Origin of the sequence: Nocardiopsis sp. CA-288880, assembly GCF_050955985.1 — a bacterium.
In the GTDB taxonomy this organism is placed as follows: domain Bacteria; phylum Actinomycetota; class Actinomycetes; order Streptosporangiales; family Streptosporangiaceae; genus Nocardiopsis; species Nocardiopsis tropica.
On the sequence record NZ_CP192105.1, the window covers coordinates 7077518 to 7097011 of the forward strand.

The window sequence follows — 19494 nt, forward strand, 5'->3', positions numbered from 1 at the left end:
CCCTCGTCCGAGGAGAACGCCATGACCGCCACCTACACCTTCGACGTCTTCACCAGCCTCGACGGCTTCGGCTCCTACGGCGGGGACGGCGACTGGGGAGGCTACTGGGGCAAGCAGGGCCCGGAGCTCCTCGGCCACCGCCTCGCCCTGTACGACGCGGAGCAGCGGATGGTCCTCGGAGCGACCACCTACCGGGAGTTCGCGCAGATGCTGGGGCCGGACCCCGACGCGGGCGACCCCTGGGTCGCCCGGATGAGGAACCTGCCCCTGACGGTGGTCTCGACCACCCTGGAGGAACCCCTCGACTGGCCGGGCGACGCGACCGTCGCCCGCGGCGGCGCCGTCGACGCCGTCGCCCGGCTCAAGGAGGAGTCCGCGGTCCCGCTGCGCTCACACGGCAGCCTGTCGGTGAACCGCTCCCTGATGGCCGCGGGCCTGGTCGACCTCGTCCAGGTGACGATCTTCCCCGTGATCACCGGCCGCACCGGAACGGCCCCGCTCTTCCGGGGCGCGGCCGACTTCGACCTCGACCTGGTCGACCACCGGACGCTGGACGGCCGCGTCCAGGAACTCGTCTACCGGCCCGCCCTGCACGCCTGACCCGGCCGGGTCAGGCGTCCGGGTCGAAGGTCTGCGCCATGTGGTCCAGCATCTCCCGGTTGAGGTCGGGGTGCTCGTTGCTGGCCACGAGGAACAGGGCGTAGCCCCTGTCCTCGGTGTGGAAGCCCCGGTTGATGCCGTGCATCCGGCCGCCCCTGCCGTCGTAGGTGAACTCCCAGTCGGCCGCGCTGACGTAGTCGTCGGCCCAGTCGGCGTCGACGTCCTCGATGCCGACGAGTTCGTAGCCGGGGAAGTTGCCGCGCACGCCGGGCTCGGCGGCGCGCCAGTCGTCACCGGCGTCGGGGTTGGGGCTGTCCGTGTACTCCACGAGCAGGTAACCGCCGTCGGGGTTGCGGAAGTAGACCTGGACCCCCGACCGGTCGATCTCCCAGTCCTCGGGGACGTCCACGGCGAAACCGTTCTCGTCCTCGTGGCGGACGAGGTGGTCCCACCTGTCGTCCTCCTCGTCCTGCTCCTCCTCCGTGTCCGCGTCCTCGGACGCGGACGCGGACTCCTGCTCGGAACCGGGTTCCGCGGAGGGCTCGGCCTCCTCCGACGCCCCGTCCCCGCCCTCCGCGGACGGTTCGACGGCGGCCTGCTCGGAGTCGCCGACGAGTCCGGCGCCGGGGTCGCCGGTCCGGTTCACGGCCACCAGGACGCCGGTGGTCGCGCCCCCGACCAGCAGGACGAGCACGAGGGCGAGGAGCAGGAGGGGCCGCCGCCGACCTGAGCCGCCGCCGGAGGGGCGGGGGGCGGGCGGCGCGGGGACGGGCGCGGCGGGCTCGGCGCGCGCCTCGGCCGCGACCGGCTCCTCCGTGTGCCCCGTCGCGGCCGGGGCCGGCGCCACCGCCGTGGCGGGGGTGTCGGAGGCGTCGCGGATCTCGCGGAGCCACGTGCGGACCTCGCTCACGGACGGCCGGTCCTCCGGCCGCTTCTCGCACAGCGACTCCAGGACCGGGCGCAGCGGGCCCGCGTTGACCGGCTCGGGCAGGTCCTGGGTGACGATGGCGGTCAGCGTCGCCATGGGGGTCGGCCGGTCGAACGGGAGCGTGCCCTCGGAGGCCTGGTAGAGGGTGATGCCCAGGGCCCACATGTCCGAGGCCGGGGTGGCGGAGTGCCCGTGCGCGATCTCCGGCGCCAGGTAGCTCGGCGACCCGATCAGCAGGCCGGTGCTGGTGAGGTGGGTGGAGCCGTCCAGGTGGGCGATGCCGAAGTCGGTCAGGACCGCGCGGTCGTTCCCGGCGATGAGCACGTTGCCCGGCTTGATATCGCGGTGCACGATGCCCCGCGCGTGCGCCTCGGCCAGCCCGGCCGCCATCTGCTCGCCGATGTCGGCGACCCTCTTCGCCGAGAGGGCCCCGTCGGAGCGGATGAGGTCGCCCAGGGAGGGGCCCAGGACGAGTTCCATCACGATCCACGGGCGGCCGTCCTCCTCCGCCACGTCGAACACGGTGATGATCGAGGGGTGGCTGAGCTGCGCCGCGCTGCGCGCCTCCCGGAGCATCCGGGTGCGCAGCACGTCGACCTCGTGCGCGGGGAGGTTGGGGGGCGTGGTCAGTTCCTTGACCGCGACGGGGCGGTCGAGGAGGGTGTCGGTGCCCCGCCAGACGCGCCCCATGCCGCCGGCTCCGATGACCTCGTCCAGGCGGTACCGGTTGGCCAGGACACGGCCGGGGTCGGCTTCCGAACTGTTCGTCAAGGCGCGATTCCTCTGTGGGGGGAAGGCGGTGTGTGAGGGTTCCGGGACGCGGAGGGGAGGGTCGGGGGTCGCCACGATTCTAGGAGCCCGGGGCGACTCCTGCCGCTCTTCCCCGGGGCGGCATGTCGGTGTCCCCCGTCGGCCGAGCGCCCGTGGAACCTCCCTGAAATGCGACGATCCCGCCGGAAACACCTGAGGGCGCCCATCCGGCGGGACCGAATCACCGGGAGTGTCACACCCGGAAACCGTTCAGCGGAGGCGCACCGGGAGGGTCGCGACCCCGGAGACGATGATCGAGGGCAGCGGGGCCGGCCCGTCGGCGCCCTCCGCCACCTCGAGCCCCGGAAAGCGCCCGAACAGGCGGGGCAGCAGCTCGTTCACCTCCAGGCGGGCCAGGTTCGCGCCCAGGCAGAAGTGCCGTCCGCGCGAGAACGCCAGGTGCGAGGCGTCCTCGCGGGTGATGTCGAACTCGTCCGCGGTCGCCCCGTACCGCGCCCGGTCGCGTCCCGCGGACCCGTAGCCCAGCAGCAGCGGCTCGCCCGCCGGGATCCGCACCCCCGCCAGCTCGACCTCCTCGGCCGTGTAGCGCATGGGCACGAACCCTCCCGGGCCGTCCCAGCGCAGCACCTCCTCCGTCGCCCTGGCCCATGCCACCTCGCCCGACAGGACCATGCCGAGCTGGTCGCGGTGGTCCGCCAGGGCGCGGACGGCGTTGACGGCGAGGTTCATCGTGGTCTCGTAGCCCGCGCTGATGATCAGCACCAGGGTCCAGACCAGCTCGTCCTCGCTGAGCCTGTCGTCCTCGTCGCGGGCGGCGATCAGGGCGGAGGTCAGGTCGTCCGCGGGCTCGGCGCGCTTGGCGGCGACCAGCTCGGTGAGCACGCCCCACATCTCCACGAAGGCGGCCATCGCCCCCTCCGGCGTGACGCTCTGGTCGAAGAACGCGCCGACCAGGCGGTGGAGCTCCGGCCCGGTCTCCTCGGACAGCCCGAACAGGTCGCCGATGACCGTCAGGGGCAGAGGCTGCGCCACCAGCGCCCTGAGGTCGACCACGCCGTCCCCGCTGCGCCCGGCCGCGGCCTCCACCCCGTCCAGCAGGGACTCGATGACCGCGACCACGCTCCCGCGCATGCGGTCGACCCGGCGCGGGGTGAACGCCTGGGAGACCAGCTTGCGCAGGCGGGTGTGCTGTTCGCCGTCGCTGGTCAGCATGTTCTCGGCGATGATCCAGGAGACCAGGGGCCAGTCCGCCGGGACCTCACCGGCGTTGAACGCCCTCCAGTGCCTCTTGTCCTTCCGGATCCGCGGGTCGGCCAGGGCCTCGGCGACCCCGGCGTGCGTGGTCACGACCCACGCAGCAACCTCTCCAGGAAGCTCGACAGGGACGACAGGGCCGATCTCCCGGAGGCGGGCCGCTTGTGCGCGGAGGTTTCCGGGGGCGAGTGCGACGGGCTCCAAGGGGTTCCTTCCACGGGCGCGGGGGCCGGGGGCTGCTGCGGGGTGAAGAGGACGGGGAGTTCGACGGGGATCCACGACAGCCCGGTCAGGCGCCAGCGCAGGTCCTCGGCCGGGACGGCCGCGCGGAGCCCGGGGAGCCGGGTGAGGAGCGTGCGCGTGGCGATGATCGCGATGCTCGTGGCCTCGTCGCGGGCGGGGCAGCGGTGCGGGCCGGCGCCCCAGGCGAGGTGGGCCCTGTTGGGGGTCTCCTCCATCAGCTCGGCGTTCTCCCTCAGGAAGAAGTGGTTCGCCGCGGCGAAGCCCAGGAGGACCGGCGTCCCCGCCTCGATGACCCGCCCCCCGCCGAGGGGGATGTCGACGCGGGGGTAGACGGCCGGGTAGTTGGTGATCGGGGGGTCCGCCCACAGGACGCGGTCGACGAGGTCGCCGAGGGCGGCGTCCGAGAGGGAGACGGCGTCGTCCCCGCGGACCGCGGGGTCGGCCAGGACCGCGCGGACCGCCGCGCCGATGAGGTCGGCGGTCGGCTCGTTGGCCGCGGCGACGACGAGGAGGAGCTGCGTGATCACCTCCTCGTCGCTGAGCCCGGCCCGGTGCCGGATCAGCCTGGAGGTGAGGTCGTCGCCGGGCGCGCGGTGCTTGTCGGACACCGCCTCGGACAGCGCGCGTTCGGCCTCGGCGTTGGACTTCTCGGTGTCCACGCCCGTCCACAGGTTGCGCATGGCGGTGGCGAAGCGCAGACCCTGGTCCCCCTGGAACCCGAAGAGGTCGTTCATGACGAGGAGGGGCAGCATGCGGGCGTACTCGTTGAGCACGTCCGCGCGGCCCCGCTCACAGAACCCGTCGATGAGCCGGTCGGCGTACCCGGCGGTGATCCGGCCGAGGCGCTCCGCGCCGACGGCGCCGAGGCTGTCGGTGATCGCCCTGCGGTAGCGCTGGTGCTCCGTCCCGTCCACGAACAGGGCGTTGGACCGCGGGGCCATCATGGGCAGGAGCGGGGAGTCCGGGTCGACCCTGCCCTCGGTGAAGTCCCGCCACAGCCGGGAGTCGTGGGTGAAGGCGGTGGTGTCCCGCGACCAGGAGATGAGGGTGGAGTAGTCCGTCACGAGCCATCCGCGCACACCCGGTTCGAGCTCGACCGGGACCACGGGGCCGTGCTCGGCCCGCATGCCGGCGTAGACGGCGTAGGGGTCGGGGTGCGGCTCGCTCCGGTACAGCGCGGCGTGGGGACAACCAGAAGACACGGGTACCTCGGGGGTGTCGGTCGGCTACGGGCCGGGGTCCGTCCTGCGCCTCCTCCTGGCCGTCGGGCACGGCGGGACCGCCGCGGCCGCGCGTGGGAGGGCCCGCGGCCGGTGCCACTGGGCGCACACCCTAGCGGCCCGTCCCGGGAGGCGCGAGAGCCGGACTCCCCGTGCGACAGCGGACATCGGCGGTCATCTGCCGTTATACGGATGTCATTCCCTCCGCCCCTTCCCCCTGTCTCCGCGTTCGCGCGGAGACAGGGGGAAGGGGCGGTCCGCGCGGGCCGCCCCGGCGCACACGGCGGCGCCCCGCCCGGAGCCGGTGCTCCGGACGGGGCGTCCCGGCCATCCCTCCTCAGGTGCGGTCGGCGGCGGTCCCCATGTGGTCCGACAGGGGCCGGAACCTGCGCAGCCGCTGGCTGTTGGTCACCACGAACACGCTGGACACGGCCATCGCCGCTCCCGCGAGCATCGGGTTGAGCAGCCCGGCCGCGGCCAGCGGCAGCGCCGCCGCGTTGTAGGCGAAGGCCCAGAACAAGTTGCCCTTGATGGTGGTGAGCGTGCGGCGCGAGAGCCGGACCGCGTCCGCCGCCGCCCTCAGGTCGCCGCGCACCAGGGTCAGGTCGCTGGCCTCGATGGCCACGTCGGTGCCGGTGCCCATGGACAGCCCCAGGTCGGCCTGGGCGAGCGCGGCGGCGTCGTTGACCCCGTCGCCGACCATGGCCACGGTGCGTCCCTCGGCCTGGAGGCGCGTGACCACGTCGACCTTGTCCTTCGGCATCACCTCGGAGAAGACCTCCTCGATGCCGACCTCCGCGGCCACGGAGCGGGCCACCGCCTCGTGGTCCCCGGTCAGCAGGATCGGCGTCAGTCCGAGCTCGCGGAACTGGCGGACCGCCTCGGCGCTGGTGGGCTTGACGGTGTCGGCCACCACGAGCACGCCGCGGGCGCGGCCGTCCCAGCCGACGGCGACGGCCGTGCGCCCCTCCCCCCTGGCCTCCTCCAGCGCCAGGGTCAGCTCCGCGGGCAGCTCCTGGGACCACTCCTCCAGGAGCGCGGGGCGTCCGACGAGGACGGCGCGGCCGTCCACGACCCCCTGCACGCCCAGTCCCTCGATGTTGGCGAAGTCCTCGGGGGCGGACAGCGGGCCCACCCGGGAGGCCGCGCCGGCGGCGACGGCCCTCGCGACGGGGTGCTCCGAGGCGTTCTCCAGGGCCCCGGCCAGGCGCAGGACCTCCTCCTCGTCCTCGCCGTCCGCGACGGCCACGCCGGTCAGCGCCATCCGCCCCGTGGTGACGGTGCCGGTCTTGTCCAGGACGACGGTGTCCACGCGGCGGGTGTTCTCCAGGACCTCCGGGCCCTTGATGAGGATCCCGAGCTGGGCGCCGCGGCCGGTGCCCACCATCAGTGCCATGGGCGTGGCCAGGCCCAGGGCGCAGGGGCAGGCGATGATCAGGACCGCGACGGCCGCGGTGAAGGCGGCGCTCGCGGGTTCGCCCGTGCCGAGCCAGAAGCCGAGCGCGGCGACCGCGATCATGATGGCGACGGGGACGAACACCCCCGAGACCCGGTCGGCGAGGCGCTGGACGGCCGCCTTGCCGTTCTGGGCGTCCTCCACCAGCCGCGCCATCTGCGCGAGCTGGGTGTCGGAGCCGACCCGGGAGGCCCGCACGACGAGGCGGCCCCCGGCGTTGACGGTCGCGCCGACGACGGTGCTGCCCGGGGAGACCTCCACGGGGACGGACTCGCCGGTGAGCATGCTCATGTCGACGGCGGAGGTGCCCTCCTCGACCGTGCCGTCGGTGGCGATCTTCTCCCCGGGGCGGACCAGGAACCGGTCGCCGACCGAGAGCTCCGCCACGGGCACCAGCTCCTCGCGGGCGGAGGGCCCCTCGCCCCGCAGGACGGTGACCTCCTTGGCGCCGAGTTCGAGGAGAGAGCGCAGTGCGGCCCCGGCGCGCCGCTTGGAGCGCGCCTCGAAGTACTTGCCGAGGAGGATGAAGGTCGTGACCCCGGCGGCGACCTCCAGGTAGATGTTGGCGGAGCCGTCGGTCCGCGCGATGGTGAGCTCGAACGGGTGGGTCATGCCCGGTGTCCCGGCGGTGCCGAGGAAGAGGGCGTACAGCGACCACAGGAACGCGGCGGAGACGCCGAGGGAGACCAGCGTGTCCATGGTGGCGGTGGCGAGCCTGAGGTTCTTCCACGCGGCCACGTGGAAGGGCAGCGCGCCCCAGACGACGACGGGCGCCGCCAGGGCGAGGGAGGCCCACTGCCAGTACGTGAACTGGAGCGCGGGGACCATCGCCATGGCGATGACGGGCACCGAGAGCACGAGGGAGACCATGGCCCGGTTCCACAGGACCGCGGTGGGGTCGGCCGGCTCCGCCGCGGAGGGGCCGGGGTCGGGCCGGGGGACGGTGGCGGTGTAGCCCGCCTTCTCCACCTGCGCGACCAGGTCCTCCACGGGCGTGGGCGCCCCCTCGAAGGACACCCGGGCCTTCTCGGTGGCGAAGTTGACGGTGGCGGTGACGCCCTCCAGCCTGTTGAGCCGCTTCTCGACCCGGTTCGCGCACGCGGCGCAGGTCATGCCGCCGATGGCCAGTTCGACCGCCGCGGCCCCCGCCGGCTTCGCCGTGGTTCCCCCGCTACCCATGGTCCCTCCCCGACTCCCTGCGCTCCTCGTCGTGCCCGTACGACGCGTCCTCCGTGTGGTCCCGTCCGCCCGTGGAGGACTCCTCCCCGGTCTCCGCGCTGCGCGCGTGCCCCGGAGCCTCCTGCGGCAGAACGGGGCCGGCCAGGCCGCCGACCCCGAACGCCGCGGCGAACACGGCCACGAGACCCAGGGCGTAGAGCCCGAGCTTCGCGGTCACGTTCATGTCAGTCACGCACCTCGTAACCCGCCTCGTCGATGGCGGCGCGGACCGACGCGTCGTCGACCGGGCCGTCACTGGTGACGGTCACCTTCTTGTCGTCGAGGTCGACCTTGACGCCGGTGACGCCGCTGACCCCGCCGACCTCCTCGGTGACGGAGTTGACGCAGTGCCCGCAGGTCATGCCCTCGACCGTGTAAACAGCGGTGGTGGTGGCAGCCATTTCGCCTCCTGTGGCGTGTGTGGTGTGTCGGTCTCCGTGGCGGACCGCTCCAACAGGGCTCAATATACCCCCAGGGGGTATGTGATTGTCAAACCCCTGTCATCACACCACCCCCACCCGGGCGACACGGAACCCGCACCGTCCGGTGCGGGGGCACCCCCGCACCGGAAGCCCCCTCGTCCCCACTGTACCCCCGGGGGGTAATCCCACGAGGTGCGATCTCCACGAGAACGGAACGGGGCCCCCGCGCGTCGCGCGGGGGCCCCGGGTCCTCCGCCCCACAGGAGCGGAGGAAACGCGTACTCCGGGACACATGCCCGGATACCCTCCCCCCGTTCCCGGCCGGAGGGGCCGGGAAGGGGCGGGGGCTACTCGGTCTTCAGCTCCAACCGGGCGACCACGCGCTCGCTGAGGTGGTGGCCGCTCAGCGTGAAACCGGCCCGCTGGAACATCTCCACGGTCCCCGTGTAGACCTCGGCGCTGGGGGCCCGGCCGCCCACCGTGTCCACCGGGTAGGCCTCCAGGACGCGCGCGCCGCCGGCGCGGGCGTACTCGACCGCACCGTCCAGCAGGCGGCTGCCCAGGCCCCGCCGGCGCCGACGGGGCGGCAGCCAGAAGCAGACCAGCGCCCAGACCCCCTGCTCCGTGGGGTCGGCGGGGCGCAGGGAGCGCGACCGGGCCAGCCGGATGAAGTCGTCGCGCGGAGCCACGGACACCCAGCCGCACGGCCCGTCCTCGTCGTAGGCGAGGAGGCCGGGCACCTTGCCGTCCAGGGTCAGGCGGCGCAGTTCCTCCTTGTTGTCCACGCCGCGCATGGAGCGCTCACAGGATGTGCTCGCCGTGTGGTCCTTGGCCCGCCGGCGGAAGAACGTGCACCAGCAGTGCCCGTACGCCCCGGTCGGTCCGAAAAGGTTCTCCAGGTCATCCCACCGCTCGGCGGTGGCGGGCTCGATTGAGACGATGGACATCGGACTCCCTCGACGAGACACACTGGCCGCCACAACTGTGATCCAGCACACTAGCGATTATTCGCCGTGACCGAAAGAACACAGATGCCCCCCATCGAACACTTTCTGGTTATTCGTGGAGAAACGCCCCCATGTGCGTGGCCGGGAGGACGGGCCCGCCCCCGTCCCGCCCCCCGGCCGCCGGCTCACGCCGGCGAGCGCTCGGACTCGTCCGGCCGCAGCGCGTCCTCGGGCCCCCAGCACTCCACCCCGCGCACGTCCGGCATCCGGTCGCGGGTGAAGACCGGGTCGATCCCCTCGCGCCGCTGTCCGACGTAGTCCTTGAGCAGGCGTGCGGCGACCGCCGTCAGCGGCACGAGCGCCAGGAGGTTGACCAGCGCCATCAGGCCCATGGTCGTGTCCGCCAGCGTCCAGATGAGGTCGATCGAGCCGAGCGCCCCCAGGAAGGTCGCCGTCAGGAAGACCAGCTTGTAGCCGAACAGGACCCTCTCGTTCGTGGTCAGGTACTCCAGGTTGGACTCGCCGTAGTAGTAGTTGCCGAGCACCGAGGTGAACGCGACCAGGAAGATGATCAGCGTCATCAGGTGCAGCGCCCACGGACCGAGCGCCGCCTGGAGGGCGAACTGGGTGAGGTCGCCCTCCAGCTGCCCGTCACCGGTGCCCGGGTTGCCGAGCAGGATGATGAACGCCGTGACCGAGCAGACGACGAGGGTGTCCAGGTAGACCCCGAGCGTCTGGACCAGCCCCTGCTTGACCGGGTGGGAGACCGCGGCGCTGGCCGCCGCGACGGGGGCCGATCCCAGGCCCGCCTCGTTGGAGAACATGCCCCGGCGCACGCCCTGGATGATCACGACGCCCAGGCCCGCCGCGGCGAACTCCCGCACCCCGAAGGCGTGCTGGAAGATGAGGGCGATCATGCCCGGGACGGCCTCCCAGTTGAGCGCCATGACGACGAGGCCGAGCAGCACGTACAGCGCGGCGAAGAACGGGATGAGCGCCTGGGCGGTGTTGGCGATCCTCCGGACCCCGCCGAAGATCACCAGCGCGGTGAGGACGACGAGCAGCACGCCGATGAGCGCGGACATCCACAGGCCGGTGCCGCTGCCCAGGTCCTCCGCGGAGTTCGCGATGGTGTTGGTGATCGTGTTGCTCTGCACCGCGTTGAAGACCAGCGGGAACGTCACGATGAGCGTGAGGGCGAAGAGGACGCCCGCCCACTTCTGGCCCAGCCCCCGCTCGATGTAGTAGGCGGGCCCGCCCCGGTATCCCGCCGGGTCGCGGACCTTGTAGAGCTGGGCGACCGTGGACTCCACGAAACTCGCGGCGCACACCACGACCGCCATCGCCCACATCCAGAAGACGGCGCCGGGGCCGCCCAGGGAGATCGCGATGGACACCCCGATGATGTTGCCCGTGCCGATGCGGGCCGCGGCCGAGATCATGAACGCCTGGAGCGAGGAGACGGCCCTCTTGCCGTCGGGGGCGATCTCGGGTCTGCTCCGCAGGACCCGGAACATCTCGGGGAGCAGCCGGATCTGGACGGCCCCGGTCCTGACCGTGATGTACAGGCTGACCGCCACCAGCAGCGGGATCAGGATCCAGGACCAGAAGAACTCGTCGTTGAAGGCGGCGACGGCGTCGGTGAGGCGCGCGTCGAGGGGTTGTGCTGCGTCTGCGGATATCACGGGGGACGGGGCTCCTTCACTCCGAAAGGGACAACCGCTCCCACCTACCCGTGAAGTGCACCGAATCACCGCCGGCAGCGCACACCCGCGCGATGGTGATGATTCCGTTACTGCCCGTGCCCCGCGTCAGCCCTCGTGGACGAGGTCCGCGTAGCCCCGGTTCTTCCCGATGTAGGCCCGCGCGAACGGGCAGATCGGCACGACCTTCAGACCGCGCTCGCGGATGTCGTCCAGGGACTCCCGCATGAGCGCGCTGGCCACGCCCCTGCCCTCGAAGGCCGGGTCGACCTCCACGTGGGGCAGGGCGTACACGCCCTCGTCGATCAGGTGGTAGGCGGAGAAGCCCACCACCTCCCCGTCCGCGCTGACCTCGTAGCGCGAGCGCTCCGGCACGTCGACGACCGTCAGGTCCATGACACTCTCCCGCCTCCTGCGTCCGCGCACGCAGTGTGCGCGTGATGGGTGGGCCCGGGGGCCACGTTCCCACACCTGCCCACCACGCACACCCCGGGCCCCGCCCCCGGACGCGGGGCGGGGCTCAGCGGCCGGCGAGGTACGGGTCGGTGATCCCCCGCGGGCAGGCCAGCGCGTCCAGGTCCCAGCCGGCGAGCCCGGCGCCCGCCCGGTAGGCGCTCTCCAGGAACTCCAGGACGGTGGCGCGCGGGTCCGGCGACTTGCGCGCGTCGGCGTAGCGCAGCAGCGCCAGGTGCCCGTGGCCGCTGCTCACCCACTCCGCGGAGGGGGGGTCGAGCCTGCGGTCCGTGAGCCCGTCCGGTTCGGGCGCCGTGTAGGAGTAGAAGCAGGGCTCCGGGATGTGGTCGTCGCCGAACCAGAAGCCGAAGCTCACCGCCTCCCGCGAGTACGCCTCGCGCACCAGCTGCCCGGCCTCCCGGGGCTGGGGGACGGGGTGCGGGGAGAAGCGCGTGACGGCGATGTCGAACGTGTGCCAGAAGTGGTGCACCGGGCTGGTCTTGCCCGAGAAGCCGGCGGCGAACTCCTCCAGGATCAGGGCGACCTGGCTCAGCACCTGCCAGTAGCGGGTGGCGTGCTCGGGCACGTAGGCGGCGTGCTCGCGGTCCTCCGTGAACGGCCTCCCTGTGTCGGGCAGGTCGAACGGGGTCGCGTGCGGGATGCTGCCGTCCACGCCGAGGCTGTCCAGCGCCGACTGGAGCCCGAGGTAGAACGACGCCACGCTGTGCCCCTGGAGCGGGAAGGACGCGGTCCGCCCGTCCAGGTTCGCCGCGACCAGCCGGTGCCCGACGAAGTCGAAGTCGACGGTGAAGACGGGGTTGCCGTCCACGAGCCCCATGGGGCGGGTGGTGATGCCGCGCCCCGTGACGTGGAAGGGGACGTTCCACCAGTGGTTGCGGCGCGGGCTGTGCTGCAGTCGGATCTTGCCGACGACCTGCTCGAAGCGGTGCAGTGTCTGCTTGGTGTCGTACCACGAGTCGAGCGGGATGGCTGGGAACAGCTCCACGGACTCTCTCCTTCTCTCCTTGGTGCGTGGCGTACACGGCCGGGCCTGCGGACCGGGACCGGTCCCCGGCCGTGCGGGGCTCACCAGCCCCGGCGTGTGGACCGCTCGGACCGGCCGGCGCCTGCCGTGTGCCGGTCCCGCGTGCGGTAGACGACGTAGGGGCGGAACAGGTAGCCGACCGGCGCGCTGAACGCGTGCACCAGCCGCGTGAACGGCAGCAGCGCGAACAGCGCCAGGCCCGTCAGCGCGTGCAGCTTGTACGGGGCCTCGGCGGCGGCCATCGCCGCGACGTCCGGCCGCAGGATCCAGATCGAGCGGAACCACGGGGACACCGTCCGCCGGTAGTCCTGGGTGTGCCCGCCCGCCAGCTCGACCCCGGCGAAGTACGTGGTCATGCCCAGCCCCGTGAGGACGGCCAGGACCAGCACGAGGTACATGAGCTTGTCGTTGCGGGTGGTGGCGCTGAAGACCGGGCCCGTGGTGCGCCGCCGCCAGATCAGCAGGGTGATCCCGCCGAGCGTGCACACCCCCGCGACCAGGCCCAGGCTCAGCGCGGTGACGTGGTAGAGGGCGTCGGACACCCCGAGCGCCCGGGTCCACCCCTCGGGCACCAGGAGCCCCACCACGTGGCCGAGGACGACGAAGAGCAGGCCTGCGTGGAACAGCGGGCTGCCGATGCGCAGCAGCCGGGACTCGTACAGCTCGGACGAGCGGGTGGTCCAGCCGAACCGGTCGTACCGGTGCCGCCAGACCAGCCCGCCCACCACGGTCACGAGCACCATGTAGGGCAGGATGCCCCACAGGGCCAGGTCGAGCGGCCCGAAGCCGTTCACGCCCGGCCCCCGTCGCCGCAGCCGCAGGCGGACCCCGGCGCCCGCGGCGCGGGCACGCCCGGCGCCGGCGGCACACCGCCCGCAGTCCCCCCGGTGCCCCGGCCGGAGACGTCGGTCACCGGCAGCGGGGCCCGGACACCGTACGGCTCCAGGCCCACGTCCTCCGCCGGAGGCCCCTCGGCGGCGAGCCGCCGCACCGCCTCCCGGTCGTCCCGCCGCTGCGGCGGCAGGGTCATGCGGACGGCGTCGACGACCCGCGCGTACGGGGTCCCGTGGGCGCGCAGCGCCTCCCACAGCAGGTCCAGGCCCGGGCGGAAGCGCAGCAGCAGCGCCCCGCCCCGGGCGGCGTCCCCCCTGGCCGCGAACTCCAGGACGACCGCCAGGTGGTCGGGCAGCTCCCCCGCGGTCACCGACCACCCCGACTCGGCGTAGACCCGCTTGATCTCGGCGAGCGCGTGCCCGCGCCGCCGGGTGTCGCCGTCGGTGTAGTAGGTCATGTGCAGGGCCCGGCGCCGGCGCAGGTCGAACACGTCGACGTAGTGCCGGCACAGTTCCAGCTCGGGTGTGCTGGCTGCGTGTTCGCAGAACTCCTGGAGCTCGGTGCGCACGGTGCCCCTGGGCAGCTCCGCGACCGCGCGCGCGACCAGCGGCAGGCGCTCGAAGAAGGCCTGGTCCGGATAGGCCAGGAGGACGGACGCGGCCTGGTGGGTGACCGCGATCCGGTGGGAGCGCCGGGCGGACCGGCCCGCGCCGAGCCAGCCCGGCCCCCGCTGCGCCGGGACCTCGGGGGCGCCCGCCCCCGCGACGGACGCGGCCCGGTCCTCCCCGGCCGCGCCGCCCGTGTGCCCGTCCGCCCCGTCGGTGGTGGTGCTCATGACTGACCCCCCTCACGCGGCGCGGAGGCCCCGCCCCCGCCACCGCCGTCGGTGCCGTTGCCGTCCCCGCCCGGCCGGGGCGGGAAGAGTCCGTCGGGACGGCCGTTGCCGTCCCAGTTGAGGAGGTTGACGCGCCCCTCCGTGGGGACCCGCCCCTCCCCCTGCGCGGCCCCGCCGGTCTGGCGGTCCCGCAGGGCGTGGAAGGTCTCCACGGACGCGGCGTCCGGACGGCCGGACGCCTCGCCGAACGGGACGGCCCCCATGCCGCCCATCCCGGGCCCTCCCTCGAAGTCGAGGCCGCACCCGACCTCCTCGATGACCCCTCGGTCGGCCTCGTCCACCCCGTAGGCGGTGGGGACGACGTAGCGGTCGTCGTACTTGGCGAGGGCGAGGAGCCGGTACATGTCCTCGATCTCGGCGCCGGTCATGCCGACGGCCCCGGCGATGTCCTCGTCGCGCTCCTGCCCGAGGTTGATCCGGCGCATGTAGGAGCGCATGGCGGCGAGGCGGCGCAGGACCAGGTCGACGGGCTCGGTGTCCCCCGCCGTGAACAGCTCGGCCAGGTACTCGACCGGGATGCGCAGGGTGTCGATGGCGCCGAACAGGTTGCCGGAGTCCTCCCCGTCGTGCCCGGTGGAGGTGAGGGAGTCCACCACGGGCGACAGCGGCGGGACGTACCAGACCATCGGCATCGTCCGGTACTCCGGGTGCAGCGGCAGCGCCACCCGGAAGCGCTTGGCCAGCGCGTACACCGGTGAGCGGGCGGCGGACTCCACCCAGCGGTCGGGGATGCCGTCCCTGCGCGCGGCGGCGCGCACGGCCGGGTCCGCGGGGTCGAGGAACACGTCCAGCTGAGCGCGGTACAGCTCCTTCTCGTCCTCGACGGCCGCCGCGTCGCCCACCCGCTCCGCGTCGTAGAGGATGACGCCGAGGTAGCGGAGCCTGCCCACGCACGTCTCCGAGCAGATGGTGGGCATGCCCACCTCCACGCGCGGATAGCAGAACGTGCACTTCTCGGCCTTGCCGGTCTTGTGGTTGAAGTAGATCTTCTTGTACGGGCAGCCGGTGACGCACATGCGCCAGCCCCGGCAGCGGTCCTGGTCGACGAGCACGATGCCGTCCTCGGCCCGCTTGTACAGGGCCCCGCTCGGGCAGGACGCCACGCACGTCGGGTTGAGGCAGTGCTCGCAGATGCGCGGCAGGTAGAACATGAAGGTCTCCTCGAAGGAGAACTTCACCCTGTCGCCGAGCTTGCGCACGATCGGGTCGTGCCGGGCCAGCTCCGGCCCGCCCCCGAGGTCGTCGTCCCAGTTGGCGCTCCAGGTGACCTGCATCGGCTCGCCGGTGAGCGCGGAGCGGGGCGAGGCCACCGGGAAGTCGTCCCCCAGGGGCGCGTTGAGGAGGGTGTCGTAGTCGTACGTCCACGGCTCGTAGTAGTCCTGGATCGACGGCATCACGGGATTCGCGAAGATCGTCGCGAGCCGCTTGATGCGCCCCCCGGCGCGCGGCACCAGGCGGCCCCCGGCCTTGCGCACCCAGCCGCCCTTCCACCTGTCCTGGTCCTGGTAGGTGCGCGGGTAGCCCTGGCCGGGGCGGGTCTCGACGTTGTTGAACCAGGCGTACTCGACCCCGCTGCGGTTGGTCCACGCCTGCTTGCACGTGACCGAGCAGGTGTGGCAGCCGATGCACTTGTCGAGGTTCATGACCATGGCGACCTGGGCCATGACCCGGCCGACGGCCCGCTCCCCCCGGGCGCCGTCGGCCGCCGTCCCCTGCCCGCGGTTCGTGTCCTTCCGGCGTGCCATCAGTACCGCACCTCCGTGGTCCGCTTGCGCACGACGGTGATCTCGTCGCGCTGGTTTCCGGTGGGGCCGAGGTAGTTGAACGCGTAGGACAGCTGGGCGTAGCCGCCGATGAGGTGCGTCGGCTTGACCAGCAGGCGGGTGAGCGAGTTGTGGATGCCGCCGCGCCTCCCCGTCGTCTCCGTCTTCGGGACGTCGATGGTGCGCTCCTGGGCGTGGTGCATGTACACGGTGCCGACGGGCATCCGGTGCGAGACCACCAGGCGGGCGGCGACCACGCCGTTGCGGTTGACCGCCTCCACCCAGTCGTTGTCGGCGGCCTCGATGACCGCCGCGTCCTCCACGCTCATCCAGATGGTCGGGCCGCCCCGCGACAGGGTCTGCATGAGCAGGTTGTCCTGGTACTCGGAGTGGATGGACCACTTCGAGTGCGGGGTCAGGTAGCGGACGGTGACCTCGCGCCGCCCGTTCGGGCCGATGCGGGGCTCGCCGAACAGGCGGCTGATGTCGAGCGGCGGGCGGTACACCGGGAGCGCCTCGCCGAACTCGTGCATCCAGTCGTGGTCCAGGTAGAAGTGCTGGCGCCCGGTCAGGGTGTGCCAGGGCTTGTCGTGCTCGACGTTGATCGTGAACGGCGAGTAGCGGCGGTCGGCCGCCTCCTTGCCCGACCACTCGGGGCTGGTGCCCACCGGGGTGGGGCCCCGGCGGGCGTCGTCGAAGACCACGCGGCGCTCGGCGGAGTGGGCTGCCAGCTCGCCCATGTCGGTGCCGGTGCGGGCCGCCAGCCGCTCGAAGCCCTGGGCCGCCAGTCGGCCGTTGCTGGTGCCCGACAGGGCGAGGATCGCCTCGCAGGCCTTGACGTCGGTGTCGAGGGAGGGCCGCCCGTCGGCGACGCCCCCGCGGACGGCGCCGTTGCGTTCGCGCAGCCACTCCACCTCCTTGTCGGGGGTGAAGGAGACGCCCTTGACCGGGAGCCCCGCCGACTCGGTCAGGGGTCCCAGGGCCGCCATCTTCTGCGCGACCGCCGAGTAGTCGCGGCGCACGGCCACGACGGCGGGCATGGTCCGGCCGGGGACCGGCCGCTCACCGTCCGCCTTCCAGTCCACCGGGACCCCGTGCGGCTGGGCCAGCTCTCCGGGGGTGTCGTGCTGGTGGGGCACCGCCACCAGGTCGGTGACCTCGCCCAGGTGGTCGGCGGCCAGGGCGCTGAAGGCCCGCGCCAGCGCGTGGAAGGCGTCGAAGTCCGTGCGGGTCTCCCACGGCGGGTCGATCGCCGGGTTGAACGCGTGCACGAACGGGTGCATGTCCGTGGTGGACAGGTCGTGCTTCTCGTACCAGGTGGCGGCGGGCAGGACGATGTCGGACAGCAGCGTCGTGCTGGTCATGCGGAAGTCCATCGACAGCAGCAGGTCGAGCTTGCCCTCCGGGGCCTCCTCGCGCCAGCTGACGTCGCGCGGCCGGTCGTCCGGGCCGGCGGGCCGCGCCCGGAGGTTGGAGTGCGTGCCGAGCAGGTGCTTGAGGAAGTACTCGTTGCCCTTGGCGGAGGAGCCGAACAGGTTGGACCGCCAGACGGTGAGCGTCCTGGGCCAGTTGGCCGGGTCGTCCGGGTCCTCCGCGGCGAAGCGCAGGGTGCCGTCGGCCAGCTGGCCGGCGACGTACTCGCCGGGGTCCTGGCCGAGCTCGTCGGCCTCACGGCCCAGGTCGACCGGGTTGCGGTTGAACGTGGGGTAGGACGGCATCCAGCCCATCCGTGCCGAGGAGGCCACCAGGTCGGCGGTGTGCATGCCGCGCACGCGCCCCGGCCCCAGCGGCGAGGCCAGGGCGTCGGCGCGGTACGTGTCGTAGCGCCACTGGTCGGTGTGGATGTACCAGTACGCCGTCCCGGCCATGAAGCGCGGCGGCCTCGACCAGTCCATGCCGGAGGCGTAGGCCGCCCAGCCGGTGGCGGTGCGGCACTTCTCCTGGCCCACGTAGTGCGCCCAGCCGCCGCCGTTGACCCCCTGGCAGCCGGTGAGCAGGAGCAGGGACAGGAAGGCGCGGTAGGCGTTCTCCCCGTGGAACCACTGGTTCGTGCCCGCGCCGAGGATGATCATGGCCCGGCCGCCGGAGGCCTCGGCGGTGTCAGCGAACTCGCGGGCGATGCGGGCCGCCCGGTCGGCCGGCACCCCCGTGACCGCCTCCTGCCAGGCGGGGGTGCAGCACTCGCCCGGGTCGTCGTAGCCGGTCGGCCAGACGCCGGGCAGGCCGTCGCGGTAGACCCCGTACTGGGCGAGGAGCAGGTCGAAGACCGTGGTGACGAGGCGGTCGCCCACCCTGCGGACCGGGACGCCCCGGGTGGCGACCCCGGCGGCGCCGGTGGGGGTGTCGAAGCGGGTCAGGGCGATCTCGGCCGCCTCGCCGCCCACCTCGTAGAAGCTGAGGGCGGGCGTGCGGCCCTCCAGGTCGAGGTTCCACCTGCCCAGGCCCTCCTCGCCCCACCGGTCGCCGACGGTGCCGTGGGGAGCGGCCGGCGCGTCCTCCCCCTCCGCCCAGATCACCGGCTTCCAGTCGGCGTTCTCCCCTCCGCCGGGACCGAGGTCGGCGGCGGTGAGGAACTTGCCGGGCACCAGGCGGCCGTCGCGGCTGTCCAGCGAGACCACGAACGGCAGGTCGGTGTACCGGCGGACGTAGTCCTCGAACCGGGGCGTGGTCCGGTCGACGAACCGCTCCTTGAGGATGACGTGGCCCATGGCCATGGCCAGTGCCCCGTCGGTGCCCGGGTGGGGGGCCAGCCACTCGTCCGCGAACTTGGTGGCGTCGCTGTAGTCGGGGGAGACCACGACGACCTTCTGGCCCCGGTAGCGGGCCTCGGCCATCCAGTGCGCGTCGGGGGTGCGGGTGACCGGGACGTTGGAGCCCCACAGCACCAGGTAGGCGGCGTCCCACCAGTCGCCGGACTCGGGGACGTCGGTCTGGTCGCCGAACACCTGGGGCGAGGCCACCGGCAGGTCGGCGTACCAGTCGTAGAACGACAGCATGGAGCCGCCGAGGAGGTTCACGAAGCGGGCGCCCACCCCGTGCGAGACCATCGACATCGCGGGGATCGGGGAGAACCCGGCCACGCGGTCCGGACCGTACCTCTTGATGGTGGACACGTGGGAGGCGGCGGCGATCTCCAGCGCCTCGTCCCACGTGACGCGCACCAGGCCGCCCTTGCCGCGCGCCCGCTGGTAGCGGCGGCGCCTGACCGGGTCGGCGGTGATCTCCTCCCAGGCCGCCACGGGGTCGCCCAGGCGTCCGCGCGCCTCCCGGTACATCTCCACGAGGACGCCGCGCGCGTACGGGTAGCGGACGCGGGTCGGAGAATAGGTGTACCAGGAGAAGGCCGCGCCGCGGGGGCAGCCCCGCGGCTCGTATTCGGGACGGTCCGGGCCGACGGAGGGATAATCCGTGGCCTGCGTCTCCCAGGTGATGATCCCGTCCTTCACGTACACGTCCCAGGAACACGAACCGGTGCAGTTCACGCCGTGGGTGGAACGCACGACCCTGTCGTGGCTCCAGCGGTCCCTGTAGAAGACGTCGCCTTCCCGGCCGCCGTGCCTGACCTGCGCCCGGACGCCGTCCAGCTGCTCCGCCCGGCTCAAGTGGCCGCCCAACCGGAGAAGGGCCTCCCCCGCGCCTCCGCCTTTGCCCTTTTCCGCCATACGGGAGCCACCTCGTTTAACAGCGTATTGCCGAGAATTGCATTTCCACGCGGTTCCGGTCTCCGGTGCCCATCACATTC

15 protein-coding genes are annotated in these 19494 nt (G+C 72.9%); 1 reads left to right on the forward strand and 14 read right to left on the reverse strand.

Features of this window, described 5'->3' with window-relative positions:
* Nucleotides 1-21 precede the first annotated feature (21 nt).
* On the forward strand, nucleotides 22-600 hold the full coding sequence (locus ACQPYD_RS30540; protein ID WP_433698816.1) for a dihydrofolate reductase family protein: 579 nt from the start codon (nucleotides 22-24) through the stop codon (nucleotides 598-600).
* 10 nt (nucleotides 601-610) lie between these two features.
* Here the strand turns inward: ACQPYD_RS30540 and ACQPYD_RS30545 are convergent, their stop codons facing one another.
* From ACQPYD_RS30545 to ACQPYD_RS30610, 14 genes are all read right to left on the reverse strand, one after another.
* Entirely contained in the window at nucleotides 611-2299 is a 1689-nt protein-coding gene (locus ACQPYD_RS30545; protein WP_433698817.1) for a serine/threonine-protein kinase, read from the reverse strand.
* 249 nt (nucleotides 2300-2548) lie between these two features.
* The gene (locus ACQPYD_RS30550) at nucleotides 2549-3646 is read right to left on the reverse strand and encodes a cytochrome P450 family protein (protein WP_433698818.1); all 1098 of its coding nucleotides are present in this window, start codon (nucleotides 3644-3646) and stop codon (nucleotides 2549-2551) included.
* Nucleotides 3643-4923 carry a cytochrome P450 gene (locus ACQPYD_RS30555; RefSeq protein WP_433702178.1) on the reverse strand — a complete coding sequence of 427 codons (1281 nt, stop codon included), beginning with the start codon at nucleotides 4921-4923 and terminating at the stop codon, nucleotides 3643-3645. The genes ACQPYD_RS30550 and ACQPYD_RS30555 overlap by 4 nt, the downstream gene beginning before the upstream one ends.
* A 430-nt stretch (nucleotides 4924-5353) precedes the next feature.
* The gene (locus tag ACQPYD_RS30560) at nucleotides 5354-7651 is read right to left on the reverse strand and encodes a heavy metal translocating P-type ATPase (RefSeq protein WP_433698819.1); all 2298 of its coding nucleotides are present in this window, start codon (nucleotides 7649-7651) and stop codon (nucleotides 5354-5356) included.
* Entirely contained in the window at nucleotides 7644-7874 is a 231-nt protein-coding gene (locus ACQPYD_RS30565; protein ID WP_433698820.1) for a hypothetical protein, read from the reverse strand. The genes ACQPYD_RS30560 and ACQPYD_RS30565 overlap by 8 nt, the downstream gene beginning before the upstream one ends.
* Before the next feature lies 1 nt (nucleotide 7875).
* Nucleotides 7876-8091 carry a heavy-metal-associated domain-containing protein gene (locus ACQPYD_RS30570; protein WP_267946987.1) on the reverse strand — a complete coding sequence of 72 codons (216 nt, stop codon included), beginning with the start codon at nucleotides 8089-8091 and terminating at the stop codon, nucleotides 7876-7878.
* A gap of 368 nt (nucleotides 8092-8459) precedes the next feature.
* The gene (locus ACQPYD_RS30575) at nucleotides 8460-9059 is read right to left on the reverse strand and encodes a GNAT family N-acetyltransferase (RefSeq protein ID WP_433698822.1); all 600 of its coding nucleotides are present in this window, start codon (nucleotides 9057-9059) and stop codon (nucleotides 8460-8462) included.
* Nucleotides 9060-9244: 185 nt separating this feature from the next.
* Nucleotides 9245-10744: an alanine/glycine:cation symporter family protein gene (locus tag ACQPYD_RS30580; protein ID WP_433698823.1), complete on the reverse strand. Its 1500-nt coding sequence runs from the start codon at nucleotides 10742-10744 to the stop codon at nucleotides 9245-9247.
* Nucleotides 10745-10870: 126 nt separating this feature from the next.
* Nucleotides 10871-11158, reverse strand: coding sequence for a GNAT family N-acetyltransferase (locus tag ACQPYD_RS30585; protein WP_330156365.1), 288 nt, complete (start codon nucleotides 11156-11158; stop codon nucleotides 10871-10873).
* A 124-nt stretch (nucleotides 11159-11282) separates the two neighbouring features.
* The gene (locus ACQPYD_RS30590) at nucleotides 11283-12221 is read right to left on the reverse strand and encodes a DUF5996 family protein (protein WP_433698825.1); all 939 of its coding nucleotides are present in this window, start codon (nucleotides 12219-12221) and stop codon (nucleotides 11283-11285) included.
* A gap of 80 nt (nucleotides 12222-12301) precedes the next feature.
* Complete coding sequence (gene narI / locus ACQPYD_RS30595; protein ID WP_433698826.1) at nucleotides 12302-13054, reverse strand: respiratory nitrate reductase subunit gamma; 753 nt, start codon at nucleotides 13052-13054, stop codon at nucleotides 12302-12304.
* On the reverse strand, nucleotides 13051-13929 hold the full coding sequence (gene narJ, locus ACQPYD_RS30600) for a nitrate reductase molybdenum cofactor assembly chaperone (protein WP_433698827.1): 879 nt from the start codon (nucleotides 13927-13929) through the stop codon (nucleotides 13051-13053). Before narJ ends, narI begins: the two co-directional genes overlap by 4 nt.
* Complete coding sequence (gene narH / locus ACQPYD_RS30605; RefSeq protein ID WP_433698828.1) at nucleotides 13926-15734, reverse strand: nitrate reductase subunit beta; 1809 nt, start codon at nucleotides 15732-15734, stop codon at nucleotides 13926-13928. Before narH ends, narJ begins: the two co-directional genes overlap by 4 nt.
* Nucleotides 15734-19414 carry a nitrate reductase subunit alpha gene (locus tag ACQPYD_RS30610; protein ID WP_433698829.1) on the reverse strand — a complete coding sequence of 1227 codons (3681 nt, stop codon included), beginning with the start codon at nucleotides 19412-19414 and terminating at the stop codon, nucleotides 15734-15736. The genes narH and ACQPYD_RS30610 overlap by 1 nt, the downstream gene beginning before the upstream one ends.
* Nucleotides 19415-19494 lie beyond the last annotated feature (80 nt).